The sequence below is a fragment of the Pseudomonas sp. S3_G06 genome, assembly GCF_054667565.1.
In genome coordinates this window covers 5803946-5820106 of the sequence record NZ_CP162738.1, presented here as the reverse complement: position 1 = coordinate 5820106, position 16161 = coordinate 5803946, and the positions used below count along the sequence as shown (strand labels likewise).

Below are 16161 nucleotides of genomic sequence, written 5' to 3'. Positions count from 1 at the left end.
GTCTTGCGACGCTATTGTCTTGCAAGAAAAGCAAAATGGCAGGAACGAATTCCCGCCAAATTTAGGGGATCAAGAGTCTAAAGAGGATCTTGATTCCAGTCAAGGCAAGGCCCCGACCTCCCCGCCCATCGAACCTTGACTTGATGTCTCGATTCGACGAACGGAGCGATCAGGGCCTCACGCTCGTTTATCGCAGAACTCAGTTACCGCTCGAGTTCAGCGCTTCGGTCAGTGCAGCTTCCACTTCACTGGCGCTTACGCGCAACGGCTTGTCGGCATCACGGCGACGCTTGCGCTCGCTGTGATAGGCAAGACCGGTACCGGCCGGGATCAGACGACCCACGACTACGTTTTCTTTCAGGCCGCGCAGGTAATCGCGCTTGCCGGTGACTGCCGCTTCGGTCAGTACGCGAGTGGTTTCCTGGAAGGAAGCCGCCGAGATGAACGATTCGGTGGACAACGACGCCTTGGTGATACCCAGCAGAACGCGAGTGAACTTGGAGACAAACTTGTCTTCCGCGCTCAGACGCTCGTTCTCTACCAGAACGTGAGTCAGTTCCATCTGGTCGCCCTTGATGAAGCTGGAATCGCCGGACTCGGAGATCTCAACTTTACGCAGCATCTGACGCAGGATGGTCTCGATGTGCTTGTCGTTGATCTTCACGCCTTGCAGACGATAAACGTCCTGGATCTCGTTGACGATGTACTTGGCCAGCGCGCTTACACCCAGCAGACGCAGGATGTCGTGCGGATCGCTTGGACCGTCGGAGATAACTTCGCCGCGGTTTACCTGTTCGCCTTCGAAGACGTTCAGGTGACGCCACTTCGGAATCAGCTCTTCGTACGGATCGCTACCGTCGTTCGGGGTAATGACCAGACGACGCTTGCCTTTGGTCTCTTTACCGAACGCGATGGTGCCGCTGACTTCAGCCAGAATCGACGCTTCTTTCGGACGACGGGCTTCGAACAGGTCGGCAACACGCGGCAGACCACCGGTGATGTCACGAGTCTTCGAAGTTTCCTGCGGGATACGAGCGATAACGTCACCGATCGCAATCTTCGCACCGTCAGCCACACCGACCAGGGCGTTGGCTGGCAGGAAGTACTGAGCGATAACGTCAGTGCCTGGCAGCAACAGATCCTTGCCGTTGTCGTCGACCATCTTCACTGCTGGACGGATTTCCTTACCGGCAGCCGGACGATCTTTCGCGTCAAGTACTTCAATGTTGGTCATACCGGTCAATTCGTCAGTCTGACGCTTGATCGTGATGCCTTCTTCCATGCCCACGTAGGTCACGGTACCTTTCATTTCGGTAACGATCGGGTGAGTGTGCGGATCCCACTTGGCCACGATTGCGCCAGCGTCGACCTTGTCACCTTCCTTAACCGAAATCACAGCACCGTACGGCAGCTTGTAACGCTCGCGCTCACGACCGAAGTCGTCCGCGATTGCCAGCTCACCGGAACGGGACACAGCAACCAGATGACCATCCACTCGCTCAACGTGCTTCAGGTTGTGCAGACGGACGGTACCGCCATTCTTCACCTGAACGCTGTCGGCTGCGGAAGTACGGCTTGCCGCACCACCGATGTGGAACGTACGCATGGTCAGCTGGGTACCCGGCTCACCGATGGACTGCGCAGCGATAACGCCGACCGCTTCACCGATGTTCACCTGGTGACCACGAGCCAGATCACGGCCGTAGCACTTGGCGCAGATGCCGTAGCGGGTTTCGCAACTGATCGGCGAACGCACGATCACTTCGTCGATGCTGTTCAGCTCGATGAACTCGACCCACTTCTCGTCAACCAGAGTGCCGGCAGGAACGATAACGTCCTCGGTACCCGGCTTGAATACGTCACGGGCAATGACACGACCCAATACGCGCTCACCCAACGGTTCTACAACGTCACCGCCTTCAATGTGCGGAGTCATCAGCAGACCGTGTTCGGTGCCGCAATCGATCTCGGTTACTACCAGATCCTGCGCCACGTCTACCAGACGACGAGTCAGGTAACCGGAGTTAGCGGTTTTCAACGCGGTATCCGCCAGACCTTTACGAGCACCGTGAGTCGAGATGAAGTACTGAAGTACGCTCAGACCTTCACGGAAGTTCGCAGTAATCGGCGTTTCAATGATGGAACCATCCGGCTTGGCCATCAGACCACGCATACCGGCCAGCTGACGAATCTGTGCTGCGGAACCCCGCGCACCCGAGTCAGCCATCATGTACATCGAGTTGAAAGACTCTTGGTCGACTTCGTCGCCGTGACGGTCGATGACTTTCTCTTTCGAGAGGTTGGCCATCATCGCCTTGGAAACTTCGTCGTTCGCTTTCGACCAGAGGTCGATCACTTTGTTGTACTTCTCGCCCTGGGTTACCAGGCCGGAGGCGTACTGGCTCTCGATCTCTTTCACTTCGTCGGTGGCTGCACCGATGATGCGGGCTTTTTCATCCGGGATAACGAAGTCGTTAACACCGATGGAAACGCCGGAGATGGTCGAGTAAGCGAAACCGGTGTACATCAACTGGTCAGCGAAGATCACGGTCTCTTTCAGACCAACCACGCGGTAGCACTGGTTGATCAGCTTGGAGATCGCCTTTTTCTTCATCGGCAGGTTGACTACGTCGAACGACAGACCTTTTGGCACAACCTGGAACAGCAGCGCACGGCCGACAGTGGTGTCGACAATACGGGTACCGCTCACGCTGTTGCCGTCACGGTCGTTGACGGTTTCGTTGATACGAACCTTGACCTTGGCGTGCAGTGCGGCTTCGCCGGCACGGAACACACGGTCGACTTCCTGCAGATCCGCGAACACACGACCTTCGCCCTTGGCGTTGATCGCTTCACGAGTCATGTAGTACAGACCCAATACAACGTCCTGCGACGGAACGATGATTGGCTCACCGTTGGCTGGCGACAGAATGTTGTTGGTCGACATCATCAACGCACGCGCTTCGAGCTGGGCTTCCAGCGTCAGCGGTACGTGCACGGCCATCTGGTCGCCGTCGAAGTCGGCGTTGTACGCGGCGCAGACCAGAGGGTGCAGCTGGATAGCCTTACCTTCGATCAGTACCGGTTCAAACGCCTGGATACCCAGACGGTGAAGGGTCGGCGCACGGTTGAGCAGAACCGGGTGTTCGCGAATCACTTCAGCGAGAACGTCCCAAACCTCTGGCAACTCGCGCTCGACCATTTTCTTGGCCGCTTTGATGGTGGTCGCCAGACCACGCATTTCCAGCTTGCCGAAAATGAACGGCTTGAACAGCTCGAGAGCCATCTTCTTCGGCAGACCGCACTGGTGCAGACGCAGGGTCGGGCCTACGGTAATTACCGAACGACCGGAGTAGTCAACACGCTTACCGAGCAAGTTCTGACGGAAACGACCTTGCTTACCCTTGATCATGTCAGCCAGGGATTTCAGAGGACGCTTGTTGGAACCAGTGATAGCGCGGCCACGACGACCGTTGTCGAGCAGTGCATCGACCGCTTCCTGCAACATACGCTTTTCGTTGCGCACGATGATGTCCGGCGCGGACAGATCCAGCAGGCGCTTCAAACGGTTGTTACGGTTGATCACTCGACGATACAGATCGTTGAGGTCGGAGGTCGCGAAACGACCGCCATCCAGCGGGACCAGTGGACGCAGATCTGGCGGCAGAACCGGCAGAACGGTCAGCACCATCCACTCTGGCAGGTTGCCGGAACCCTGGAAGGCTTCCATCAACTTCAGACGCTTGGACAGCTTCTTGATCTTGGTTTCCGAGTTGGTTTGCGGAATCTCTTCGCGCAGACGGCCAATCTCGTGCTCCAGGTCGATAGCGTGCAGCAGTTCACGGACAGCTTCGGCACCCATGCGGGCGTCGAAATCGTCACCGAACTCTTCCAGCGCTTCGAAATACTGCTCGTCGTTCAGCAGCTGACCTTTTTCAAGGGTGGTCATGCCTGGATCGATAACGACATAGCTCTCGAAGTAGAGAACGCGTTCGATATCACGCAGGGTCATGTCCATCAGCAGGCCGATACGCGACGGCAGCGATTTCAGGAACCAGATGTGGGCAACCGGCGAAGCCAGTTCAATGTGCGCCATGCGCTCACGACGAACCTTGGCCAGTGCAACTTCAACGCCGCACTTCTCGCAGATCACACCACGGTGTTTCAAGCGCTTGTACTTACCGCACAGGCACTCGTAATCCTTTACCGGACCAAAGATCTTGGCGCAGAACAGGCCGTCACGCTCGGGTTTGAACGTACGGTAGTTGATGGTTTCCGGCTTTTTAACTTCACCGAACGACCACGAACGGATCATCTCCGGCGAGGCCAATCCGATGCGGATGGCGTCGAACTCTTCGACTTGACCCTGGTTTTTCAGCAAATTCAGTAGGTCTTTCAAGGCCTTTCCTCCTGGCGGAGCAGAGAGCGGGCATTCCTGCCCCGCTCTCGATTCGCGTCACGTGTTATTCGGTTTCCAGATCGATATCGATGCCGAGGGAACGAATTTCCTTGATCAACACGTTGAAGGACTCGGGCATGCCCGGCTCCATACGGTGATCGCCATCCACGATGTTCTTGTACATCTTGGTACGGCCGTTCACATCGTCCGACTTCACTGTGAGCATTTCTTGCAGAGTGTAAGCAGCACCGTATGCTTCCAGTGCCCAGACCTCCATCTCCCCGAAACGCTGACCACCGAACTGCGCCTTACCACCCAGCGGCTGCTGGGTAACCAGGCTGTAAGAACCGGTAGAACGCGCGTGCATCTTGTCGTCTACCAAGTGGTTCAGCTTCAGCATGTACATGTAGCCAACGGTAACTGGACGCTCGAACTTGTTGCCGGTACGGCCGTCGGTCAGTTGCATCTGGCCGCTTTCCGGCAGGTCTGCCAGTTTCAGCATGGCCTTGATTTCGCTTTCCTTGGCGCCGTCGAACACTGGAGTGGCCATTGGAACGCCGCCACGCAGGTTGTTCGCCAGATCGAGGATTTCCTGATCGGAGAAGCTGTCCAGATCTTCGTTACGACCGCCGATCTGGTTGTAGATCTCGTCCAGGAAGGTGCGCAGTTCAGCGACTTTACGCTGCTCTTCGACCATCCGGTTGATCTTCTCGCCCAGACCTTTGGCCGCGAGGCCCAGGTGGGTTTCGAGGATCTGACCAACGTTCATACGCGAAGGTACGCCCAGCGGGTTGAGGACCACGTCGACCGGGGTGCCATTGGCATCGTGCGGCATGTCTTCAACCGGCATGATCACGGAGACCACACCCTTGTTACCGTGACGACCGGCCATCTTGTCGCCCGGCTGGATGCGGCGACGGATTGCCAGGTAAACCTTGACGATTTTCAGCACGCCTGGAGCCAGGTCATCGCCCTGCTGCAGTTTGCGCTTCTTGTCTTCGAACTTGTCGTCCAGCAGACGGCGACGATCAACGATGTAGGCCTGAGCCTTCTCGAGCTGCTCGTTCAGAGCATCTTCAGCCATGCGCAGTTTGAACCACTGGCCGTGCTCAAGACCGTCGAGTACTTCGTCGGTGATGTCCTGACCTTTCTTCAGGCCGGCGCCGCCTTCAGCCTTGTGGCCTACCAGTGCGGAACGCAGACGCTCGAAAGTCGCGCCTTCAACGATGCGGAACTCTTCGTTCAGATCCTTGCGGATCTCGTCCAGCTGGGACTTCTCGATCGACAGTGCACGAGCATCACGCTCAACGCCGTCACGGGTGAAGACCTGTACGTCGATGACAGTACCTTTGGTGCCGGTAGGCACGCGCAGAGAGGTGTCTTTAACGTCGCTGGCTTTTTCACCGAAGATTGCACGCAGCAGTTTTTCTTCCGGAGTCAGTTGGGTCTCGCCTTTCGGAGTGACCTTGCCAACCAGGATGTCGCCTGCGCCTACTTCAGCACCTACGTAAACGATACCGGCTTCGTCCAGCTTGTTCAGTGCAGCTTCACCCACGTTCGGGATGTCCGCAGTGATTTCCTCTGGGCCAAGCTTGGTGTCACGGGCCACACAGGTCAGTTCCTGAATGTGGATCGTGGTGAAACGGTCTTCCTGAACCACACGCTCGGACAGGCAGATGGAGTCTTCGAAGTTGAAGCCGTTCCATGCCATGAACGCGATGCGCATGTTCTGACCCAGCGCCAGTTCACCCATGTCGGTGGACGGGCCGTCGGCCATGATGTCGCTACGCTGAACGCGATCACCTTTACGCACCAGCGGACGCTGGTTGATGCAGGTGTTCTGGTTCGAGCGGGTGTATTTGGTCAGGTTGTAGATGTCGACACCGGCTTCACCGGTTTCAACTTCGTCATCGGCAACACGAACCACGATACGGCTGGCGTCGACGGAGTCGATCACGCCACCACGACGAGCCACGACGCAAACGCCGGAGTCACGGGCTACGTTACGCTCCATGCCGGTACCTACCAGCGGCTTGTCAGCGCGCAGAGTCGGTACAGCCTGACGCTGCATGTTCGAACCCATCAACGCACGGTTGGCGTCGTCGTGCTCGAGGAACGGAATCAGCGACGCTGCAACCGACACAACCTGCTTCGGCGAAACGTCCATCAGGGTGACGTCTTCCGGCGCCTTGACGGTGAATTCGTTCAGGTGACGTACGGCAACCAGTTCGTCGATCAGGACTTTCTGCTCGTTCATGGTCGCCGAAGCCTGCGCGATCACGTGATCGGCTTCTTCAATAGCGGACAGGAACACGATCTCGTCGGTGACCACACCCTCTTTCACCACGCGGTACGGGCTTTCCAGGAAGCCGTACTGGTTGGTGCGAGCGTACGCAGCCAGGGAGTTGATCAGGCCGATGTTCGGACCTTCCGGCGTTTCAATCGGGCAGACACGACCGTAGTGAGTCGGGTGTACGTCACGGACTTCGAAGCCTGCGCGCTCACGAGTCAGACCGCCAGGGCCGAGTGCAGAGACACGACGCTTGTGGGTGATCTCGGACAGCGGGTTGTTCTGGTCCATGAACTGCGACAGCTGGCTGGAACCGAAGAACTCTTTCACCGCCGCAGCCACTGGCTTGGCGTTGATCAGGTCTTGCGGCATCAGGCCTTCGCTTTCAGCCATCGACAGACGCTCTTTGACCGCACGCTCAACACGTACCAGGCCAACGCGGAACTGGTTCTCGGCCATTTCGCCTACGCAGCGAACACGACGGTTACCCAGGTGGTCGATGTCATCGACGATGCCTTTACCGTTGCGGATGTCGACCAGAGTCTTCAGAACCGCGACGATGTCTTCCTTGCACAGCACGCCCGAACCTTCGATCTCGGTACGACCGATACGACGGTTGAACTTCATCCGGCCGACCGCAGACAGGTCATAGCGCTCAGGGCTGAAGAACAGGTTGTTGAACAGGGTCTCGGCAGCGTCTTTGGTTGGCGGCTCGCCTGGACGCATCATGCGATAGATCTCGACCAGCGCTTCCAATTGGTTGCTGGTGGAGTCGATCTTCAGCGTGTCGGAGACGAACGGACCGCAGTCGATGTCGTTGGTATACAGGGTCTCGATGCGAACGACCTGAGCCTTGGCGATTTTTGCCAGGACTTCAGTGTTCAGCTCGGTGTTGCATTCAGCCAGGATTTCGCCGGTGGCCGGGTGCACGATAGCCTTGGCGGTGGTGCGGCCAAGGACGTAGTCCAGTGGCACGTCCAGCGTCTTGATACCGGCTTTTTCGATCTGGTTGATGTGGCGCGCGGTAATACGGCGGCCTTGCTCAACGATGACCTTGCCCTTCTCGTCCTGGATGTCCAGAACCGCAACTTCACCACGCAGGCGCGATGGCACCAGTTCCAGGCTGAGGGTTTCGCCGCTCAGGTGGAATACGTTGGTGGTGTAGAACGCGTCCAGCACTTCTTCGGTGGTGTAACCGAGTGCGCGCAGCAGTACCGAAGCCGGCAGTTTGCGACGACGGTCGATACGCACGAAGACGCAGTCTTTCGGGTCGAATTCGAAGTCCAGCCACGAACCGCGGTAAGGAATGATGCGAGCCGAGTACAGCAGTTTGCCGGAGCTGTGCGTCTTGCCGCGGTCGTGGTCGAAGAACACGCCCGGGGAACGGTGCAGCTGGGAAACGATAACACGCTCGGTACCGTTGATTACGAAGGTACCGTTCTCAGTCATCAGGGGGATTTCACCCATGTAGACTTCTTGCTCTTTGATGTCCTTGATCGCTTTGTTCGACGATTCTTTGTCGAAAATGATCAGGCGCACTTTTACCCGCAAAGGTACGGCGAAAGTTACACCGCGCAATACGCATTCTTTGACATCAAATGCCGGTTCGCCCAGGCGATAACCGACGTACTCCAGCGCAGCATTGCCGGAGTAGCTGATGATCGGGAAAACGGATTTGAAGGCCGCATGCAGGCCCACGTCGCGGAACTGATCTTTAGTCGCTCCCGCTTGCAAGAATTCACGATACGAATCCAGCTGGATGGCCAGGAGGTAAGGCACATCCATGACGTCCGGCAACTTGCTAAAGTCCTTGCGGATACGTTTTTTCTCAGTATATGAGTAAGCCATCAGCGTTCCCCAGCTTGGTCACCTGCTTGTTTGGCCCCTCCCGACGGGAGCAGCCAGAAAATCGTGCAAACCCCATGGTTTGCGCCACCGCATCGGGTGGTTACAGCGCCTTTACCGGCACCGACCCAGTCGGCTGCCAATAACGGAAAAAGGCCGGTGGCAAGAGCCACCAGCCATCAGCCTGTCGCTTGACGCTCGGGCTGGAGGAGCAAAGTCGATGCTTACTTCAGCTCGACTTTAGCGCCTGCTTCTTCCAGCTTCTTCTTGGCGTCTTCAGCCGCTTCTTTCGAAACGCCTTCAGCTACAACCTGAGGAGCGCCGTCTACTTTCTCTTTGGCTTCTTTCAGGCCCAGACCGGTCAGTTCACGAACTGCCTTGATCACGTTAACCTTCTTCTCGCCAGCTTCCAGCAGAACAACGTTGAACTCGGTTTGCTCTTCAACAGCAGCAGCAGCTACAGCTGGGCCAGCCGAAGCGGCAGCAGCGGTAACACCGAAGGTTTCTTCCATCGCTTTGATCAGCTCAACGATTTCCACTACGGATTTCTGGCCGATTGCTTCGATGATTTGTTCGTTAGTCAGAGACATGACTCAATTCCTGAATTGGGGGACGGCCTACGCGACCATCGAAATAAACAAAAAACGCGAGAAGTGACGAGCCTTAGGCTGCGGCAGCTTCTTTCTGGTCGCGAATTGCCGCCAGAGTACGAGCCAATTTGCTGGTTGCGCCTTGAATCACGCTCATCAGCTGAGAAATTGCTTCGTCACGGGTCGGCAGAGTTGCCAGTACGTCGATCTGATTAGCTGCGAGGAACTTGCCCTCGAACGCAGCTGCCTTGATCTCGAACTTGTCCTGACCCTTGGCAAACTCTTTGAAGATACGGGCAGCAGCGCCCGGATGTTCGTTCGAGAATGCAATCAGGGTCGGGCCGGTGAACACGTCGTTGAGGACACTGTATTGAGTGTCAGCAACAGCGCGCTTGAGCAGGGTGTTACGTACAACACGTACGTAAACGCCAGCTTCACGAGCCTCTTTACGGAGTCCGGTCATTGCGCCTACTGTTACGCCACGTGCATCAACCACGACAGCGGACAGAGCGACTTTGGCAGCCTCGTTGACTTCAGCGACGATGGCCTTCTTGTCTTCGAGATTAATTGCCACGGGTTTAACTCCTGCTTGTTACCGTTTCATTCGATCGGAACCGAATGTCGTTTTGGTGTCTGATTCGGTAAGGAACCGGGAGCACCATCTGCGTAGGCTTGAGGTTTAAGGCTTGCGCCGCCTACGGTCTTGGATAGCCCCCGCCAGGCAGGGACCCCAATCTTTCAATTGGCGCGGCAAACCGCGCCAACCTTTGTCTTACGCGTCGAGCGAGCTCTGGTCGATAACCAGACCTGGGCCCATGGTGGTGCTCAGGGTAACGCGCTTGACGTAAATGCCTTTCGAGGAAGCTGGCTTGATACGCTTCAGATCAGCGATCAGGGCTTCAACGTTTTCCTTCAGTTTGACGGCGTCGAAGCCCATCTTGCCAACGGAAGTGTGGATGATGCCGTTTTTGTCGGTGCGATAACGAACCTGACCAGCCTTGGCGTTCTTGACCGCGTTGGCTACGTCTGGAGTTACGGTGCCGACTTTCGGGTTAGGCATCAGGCCGCGTGGACCGAGGATCTGACCCAGCTGACCTACAACGCGCATGGCATCCGGGGATGCGATCACTACGTCATAGTTCAGATCGCCGCCTTTCATTTCGGCAGCCAGGTCGTCCATACCTACACGATCAGCGCCGGCAGCCAGAGCGGCCTCAGCAGCTGGACCCTGGGTGAACACAGCAACGCGAACGGTCTTGCCAGTGCCGTGTGGCAGCACAGTAGCGCTACGAACAACCTGGTCGGATTTACGCGGGTCTACACCCAGGTTTACAGCGACGTCGAACGACTCGCTGAACTTGACAGTCGACAGCTCGGCCAGCAGAGCAGCGGCGTCTACGATGTTGTAGGCTTTGCCTGCTTCGATTTTGCCGGCGATAGCCTTTTGACGCTTGGTCAGCTTAGCCATTACACACCCTCCACGTTAAGGCCCATGCTACGAGCAGAACCGGCGATAGTACGCACGGCTGCATCCATATCAGCTGCAGTCAGATCCGCGTTTTTGGTTTTCGCGATTTCTTCCAGCTGAGCACGGGTAACGGTGCCAACCTTAACGGTGTTCGGACGAGCGGAACCGCTGGTCAGACCGGCCGCCTTCTTCAGCAGAACCGAAGCAGGGGTGGATTTGGTTTCGAAAGTGAAGCTACGGTCGCTGTAGACAGTGATGATCACTGGAGTCGGCAGACCTGGCTCAAGACCCTGAGTACGGGCGTTGAAAGCCTTGCAGAACTCCATGATGTTCACGCCGTGCTGACCCAGAGCAGGACCAACCGGTGGACTTGGGTTAGCCTGAGCGGCTTTCACTTGCAGCTTGATGTAAGCGGTAATCTTCTTGGCCATGAGGCACTCCAATTACGGGTTCGAACGCCTCGAAAGGCTCCCCGGTTACTTGCGCGTTTATCCCAGTGACGACAAAACCCCACAGCCTAAGGCTGCGGGGTTGGGATTGCTTGTCCAGTTAGACCTTCTCGACCTGACTGAACTCGAGCTCCACCGGAGTAGAGCGACCGAAAATGAGCACTGCCACTTGGATCCGGCTCTTTTCGTAGTTAACTTCTTCCACAACGCCATTGAAATCAGCGAATGGACCGTCATTGACACGTACAGTCTCGCCCGGCTCGAACAAAGTCTTCGGCTTCGGCTTGTCGCTACCATCAGCAACGCGACGCAGAATCGCTTCTGCCTCTTTATCTGTAATTGGCGCAGGCTTGTCAGCGGTACCACCGATAAAACCCATCACCCGAGGAGTATCCTTGACCAAGTGCCAAGTACCCTCGTTCATATCCATCTGGACCAGCACATAGCCTGGAAAAAACTTCCGTTCGCTTTTGCGCTTCTGGCCGTTACGCATCTCAACCACTTCTTCAGTGGGAACCAGAATCTCGCCGAAGCCATCTTCCATGCCAGCCAGCTTTACGCGCTCGATCAGCGAGCGCATCACATGCTTCTCGTAACCCGAGTAAGCATGCACAACATACCAACGCTTAGCCACGGGACACCCTTAGCCGACAATCAAGGAAACAAGCCAGCCGAGCAGGGAATCAAGACCCCACAACAGCAACGCCATAACCAGAACAACAGCCACGACAATCAGCGTGGTCTGCGTGGTTTCTTGGCGAGTTGGCCACACGACTTTACGAATCTCGGTGCGAGCTTCCTTAACCAGTACAAAGAAAGACTTGCCCTTCGCGGTCTGCAGGCCTACAAAGGCAGCTACAGCAGCAATGGCAAGCAATGCGAGTACACGGTACAGGATCGGCGAAGCAGCGTAATACTGATTGCCAACAACGCCAACAACTACCAAAGCGACTACTACAAGCCACTTGAGCAGATCGAAGCGAGAGCCTTGAGCTTCAGCTTTAGGAGTCATCTATGAAGATCCTGTGAAAAGAAAGCCAGACACACCGAGTGAATCTGGCAGGTCAGGAGGGAATCGAACCCCCAACCTACGGTTTTGGAGACCGTCGCTCTGCCAATTGAGCTACTGACCTAAAACAAAATCAGGCCGACCATTATGCCGGCCCGAAAAATACATTACAACCGCTTATTCGATGATTTTGGCTACGACGCCAGCGCCGACGGTACGACCGCCTTCACGGATAGCGAAACGCAGACCGTCTTCCATCGCGATGGTTTTGATCAGGGTAACAGTCATCTGAATGTTGTCACCTGGCATTACCATTTCAACGCCTTCTGGCAGCTCGCAGTTACCGGTCACGTCAGTAGTACGGAAGTAGAACTGTGGACGGTAGCCTTTGAAGAACGGAGTGTGACGACCGCCTTCTTCCTTGCTCAGAACGTAAACTTCTGCGGTGAACTTGGTGTGCGGCTTGACCGAACCTGGCTTGACCAGAACCTGGCCACGCTCAACGTCGTCACGCTTGGTACCACGCAGCAGAACGCCGCAGTTCTCGCCAGCACGACCTTCGTCGAGCAGTTTGCGGAACATCTCAACACCGGTGCAGGTGGTGGTGGTGGTGTCACGCAGACCAACGATTTCCAGAGCGTCCTGAACGCGAACGATACCGCGCTCGATACGACCAGTCACAACAGTACCGCGACCCGAGATCGAGAACACGTCTTCGATTGGCATCAGGAATGGCTTGTCGATCATACGAACTGGTTCTGGGATGTAGGTATCCAGAGTTTCAACCAGTTTACGAACGGCAGTGGTGCCCATTTCGTTGTCGTCTTTGCCTTCCAGCGCCATACGAGCCGAACCGATGATGATCGGAGTGTCGTCGCCTGGGAAGTCGTAGGTCGACAGCAGGTCACGAACTTCCATCTCAACCAGTTCCAGCAGCTCAGCGTCGTCTACCAGGTCAGCCTTGTTCAGGAAAACCACGATGTACGGAACGCCTACCTGGCGGGACAGCAGGATGTGCTCACGGGTTTGTGGCATCGGACCATCAGCGGCCGAGCAAACCAGGATCGCGCCGTCCATCTGGGCAGCACCGGTGATCATGTTCTTCACATAGTCAGCGTGACCTGGGCAGTCAACGTGAGCGTAGTGACGAATAGTCGAGTTGTACTCAACGTGAGCGGTGTTGATGGTGATACCGCGAGCTTTTTCTTCCGGTGCGCTGTCGATCTTGTCGAATTCAACGACGGCCGAACCGAAAACTTCGGAGCAGACGCGAGTCAGAGCAGCAGTCAGAGTGGTTTTACCGTGGTCAACGTGACCAATGGTCCCAACGTTGACGTGGGGCAGGGAACGATCAAATTTTTCCTTAGCCATCGATATCACCCTCTACAGAAGAAATTAGACAAACAATATCAACCATTAAAACAAAGGCAGATATTTTCATATCTGCCTTGTTATATGGAGCTCTTGAGCGGATTTGAACCGCTGACCTCACCCTTACCAAGGGTGTGCTCTACCAACTGAGCTACAAGAGCAAAACCCTTTTGCACAACCTGCAAACTTGGAGCGGGTAGCGGGAATCGAACCCGCATCATCAGCTTGGAAGGCTGAGGTTCTACCACTAAACTATACCCGCGGAGCCTGCAGCTCACGCTTAAATCTGGTGGAGGGAGAAGGATTCGAACCTTCGAAGTCGTAGACGTCAGATTTACAGTCTGATCCCTTTGGCCGCTCGGGAACCCCTCCTAATCAGGCCGGCATTCTATATCATGCCAAACCCCTGTCAAGCATTTTCTCATTTAAAAACCTGAGGTTAGCTGCGTTGACACGCTTCACTTCGAATCCCGTTTAAGGTGTTCGCTGTGGAGCGGGCGCCATTCTATGCAAACTATTGAGCAGGTGCAACCCCTTCGCACAGCATTATTTTATGTTTTAACCCATTGAATTCCTTGGAAAGGTTTTGCAACTGCTGATCGCCCAACAAAGGCTGGCCATCCGGCGCAACTGCAAGCCAGTAACCGCTTCCTGCAGCAGCTTTCGGCACGGATTGAGCATTGACCTTCATCGCCACCAAGCGCTGTTGCAACCTGGCAATTGAATCCTCTTCAGAAAATCCACCAACGAAGAGACACTGCTGACGCGGCACCACCTGCCCTCTCCCGCTTTCACCAGCAGTTTCGCTCAGTAGACGGATATCCTGCTGCGCACCGCGATACAGACTAAGGGGCGTTACATCTTTGGCTCGCAAGGGCGCTTCCTGCTGATGCCAGACATAGTAAAAAACATTGAGAACCACTAGGAGCAGGAACAACCAACGCATATAAACCTCAGGACAAGGGACACGCCATCGCCAAGCCGACAAAAACCAGGTCGGGCACGACCCTGGCGTCAGGCGCGACGCCTTTAACCAACTCGGCATCCCCTCCCGTAATAAAGACGGTGAATTGCTCTCCCCAGTACGCTCGAGCCAGCTCTAATTGAGTGAGAACAAAGCCCCTCAGCATCAAAGAACAACCGCGCTCCACCGCTTCCACGGTGGTACGCCCCGGGACATGACTGGAAAGGGCGCGCTCTGCCGCCTCATCACCATAACGAATTTTACGGGTATGGGTGCGAAGCTGGTTTCGCATCAAAGGCATGCCTGGACAAATGAACCCACCGAGATGCTCACCGTCAGGCCCCACAAAATCGGCAGTAACCGCGGTACCGAAGTCGAGAACCAGACAAGCACTCCCGGCAGCCAGGTGAAAGCCGCCAAGCATCGCCAGCCAGCGATCAAGCCCCAGAAGCTCATAGTCTTCGTAGCCGTTTCGAACACCAGACATCTCGCGAGCGGGCTTCGCACACGAGATAGGAATACTGAACTCGCGCTCAAGCATTTCGGTTAAAGCACTGGTTTCCTCGTTGGTCCTGACGCTTACCAAACGACACTTGCGCAGCGAGAGTGACTTTATGATGCGTAGGCTCTCAAGCAAAGCCTGATTGGAATCTACAACTCCTTCCGAGACCAGCTCGCTGGCCGACGCATCCAGCACGCGCCATTTTATAAAGCTATTGCCGCAGTCAAGCTCAAGAATCATCACGCAACCTCAGGCTGAGCTCTCCGCCACTAAAGGCCTTTTCGACACCATCTACAATCAAGCGCAACCCGCCTTGGTTATCAATCCCGAGCACTACTCCATCGATACGGCTGTTACCCGCGATCAACGACACGGAGCGCCCCTGCCACAGATGATTTTCCGCCCATTCTGCCTGCAGACTCGCGAACCCGTTGAGCTGGTGTTTATGGATATAAGTCTTGAGTTGATTACTCAATTCAACCACCAGAGCATTGCGATCGCAGGCTTTGCCTGACTCCAGTTTTATAGAAGTCCATTGCTGGTCGACCTCATCGGCAACCTGCATATTCACGTTGATTCCTATACCCAATACAACATGACACACATCCGCCGGATCGCCGACGAGTTCGAGCAGAATGCCAGCTATTTTCTTGTTACCCACCAAAACATCATTGGGCCACTTCAAACCGGCATTGGGCACACCGGTGTTTCGCAAGGCCTGCATCACCGCCAAGCCAACAACAAGGCTCAATCCCTCAAGCTGACGCATGCCGCCTTCGATGCGGAGTACAAGGCTGTAATAAAGATTTTCTGCAAATGGGCTTACCCACTTACGACCTCGACGACCACGGCCTGCCAATTGTCGCTCCGCGAGCACCAAAAACGGCGCGGCGGCGCCGTCACTGATGGAGCGCAGAGCTTCGGCATTTGTCGAGTCAACAGAGTCGAACACACGCACCGGCCATTGAGGCATCTTCCTGGTTATTTCCAGAGGATCAAGGAGCGTCAGAGGCGTCGACAATTGATATCCGCGACCGCGAACTTTATGGATCGACAGGCCAAGTTCAGCTTCTAGCTGTTGTAGCTGCTTCCATACAGCACTTCGGCTTATTCCCAGGGCAACACCCAGGTCCTGTCCGGAATGGAATCGTCCATCCTTCAGTAGATTCAACAACGTCAGCATGCAGGTATCGCCTCACAATGAGGCCCGCATAATAGCCATGCCCCGGGCTGTTGCATAGAAATCAAGCGGACACATTTCTCGCAGGCAAAAC

Annotated in this window: 12 protein-coding genes and 4 tRNA genes; all 16 read right to left on the bottom strand. The window is 55.8% G+C overall.

Annotated features, from left to right (window positions below; all coding sequences use genetic code 11):
• Positions 1 to 199: 199 nt before the first annotated feature.
• The gene (rpoC, locus tag AB4N47_RS25975) at positions 200 to 4399 is read right to left on the bottom strand and encodes a DNA-directed RNA polymerase subunit beta' (RefSeq protein ID WP_016772940.1); all 4200 of its coding nucleotides are present in this window, start codon (positions 4397 to 4399) and stop codon (positions 200 to 202) included.
• 64 nt (positions 4400 to 4463) lie between these two features.
• Positions 4464 to 8537 carry a DNA-directed RNA polymerase subunit beta gene (rpoB, locus tag AB4N47_RS25970; protein WP_016772939.1) on the bottom strand — a complete coding sequence of 1358 codons (4074 nt, stop codon included), beginning with the start codon at positions 8535 to 8537 and terminating at the stop codon, positions 4464 to 4466.
• Between the two features lie 221 nt (positions 8538 to 8758).
• Complete coding sequence (gene rplL, locus AB4N47_RS25965; protein ID WP_007962228.1) at positions 8759 to 9124, bottom strand: 50S ribosomal protein L7/L12; 366 nt, start codon at positions 9122 to 9124, stop codon at positions 8759 to 8761.
• A gap of 73 nt (positions 9125 to 9197) precedes the next feature.
• Positions 9198 to 9698, bottom strand: a complete 501-nt coding sequence (rplJ, locus tag AB4N47_RS25960) for a 50S ribosomal protein L10 (protein ID WP_008081912.1) — start codon at positions 9696 to 9698, stop codon at positions 9198 to 9200.
• 198 nt (positions 9699 to 9896) lie between these two features.
• Positions 9897 to 10592, bottom strand: coding sequence for a 50S ribosomal protein L1 (rplA, locus tag AB4N47_RS25955; RefSeq protein WP_016772938.1), 696 nt, complete (start codon positions 10590 to 10592; stop codon positions 9897 to 9899).
• Positions 10592 to 11023: a 50S ribosomal protein L11 gene (gene rplK / locus AB4N47_RS25950; protein WP_003176435.1), complete on the bottom strand. Its 432-nt coding sequence runs from the start codon at positions 11021 to 11023 to the stop codon at positions 10592 to 10594. The genes rplA and rplK overlap by 1 nt, the downstream gene beginning before the upstream one ends.
• Positions 11024 to 11141: 118 nt before the next feature.
• On the bottom strand, positions 11142 to 11675 hold the full coding sequence (gene nusG / locus AB4N47_RS25945) for a transcription termination/antitermination protein NusG (protein ID WP_007957598.1): 534 nt from the start codon (positions 11673 to 11675) through the stop codon (positions 11142 to 11144).
• Positions 11676 to 11684: 9 nt separating this feature from the next.
• On the bottom strand, positions 11685 to 12053 hold the full coding sequence (gene secE / locus AB4N47_RS25940; protein WP_016772937.1) for a preprotein translocase subunit SecE: 369 nt from the start codon (positions 12051 to 12053) through the stop codon (positions 11685 to 11687).
• A gap of 45 nt (positions 12054 to 12098) precedes the next feature.
• A tRNA-Trp gene (locus AB4N47_RS25935) sits at positions 12099 to 12174 on the bottom strand.
• A 53-nt stretch (positions 12175 to 12227) separates the two neighbouring features.
• Positions 12228 to 13421: an elongation factor Tu gene (tuf, locus tag AB4N47_RS25930; RefSeq protein WP_024014521.1), complete on the bottom strand. Its 1194-nt coding sequence runs from the start codon at positions 13419 to 13421 to the stop codon at positions 12228 to 12230.
• Positions 13422 to 13506: 85 nt separating this feature from the next.
• Positions 13507 to 13582: transfer RNA gene (locus AB4N47_RS25925), tRNA-Thr, on the bottom strand.
• Between the two features lie 27 nt (positions 13583 to 13609).
• Positions 13610 to 13683: transfer RNA gene (locus AB4N47_RS25920), tRNA-Gly, on the bottom strand.
• Between the two features lie 25 nt (positions 13684 to 13708).
• Positions 13709 to 13793: transfer RNA gene (locus tag AB4N47_RS25915), tRNA-Tyr, on the bottom strand.
• Between the two features lie 142 nt (positions 13794 to 13935).
• Complete coding sequence (locus tag AB4N47_RS25910; protein ID WP_136494124.1) at positions 13936 to 14367, bottom strand: hypothetical protein; 432 nt, start codon at positions 14365 to 14367, stop codon at positions 13936 to 13938.
• Positions 14368 to 14374: 7 nt separating this feature from the next.
• Complete coding sequence (locus AB4N47_RS25905; protein WP_341639292.1) at positions 14375 to 15127, bottom strand: pantothenate kinase; 753 nt, start codon at positions 15125 to 15127, stop codon at positions 14375 to 14377.
• Positions 15117 to 16070, bottom strand: coding sequence for a bifunctional biotin--[acetyl-CoA-carboxylase] ligase/biotin operon repressor BirA (birA, locus tag AB4N47_RS25900; RefSeq protein ID WP_016772932.1), 954 nt, complete (start codon positions 16068 to 16070; stop codon positions 15117 to 15119). The genes AB4N47_RS25905 and birA overlap by 11 nt, the downstream gene beginning before the upstream one ends.
• Between the last annotated feature and the right edge of the window lie 91 nt (positions 16071 to 16161).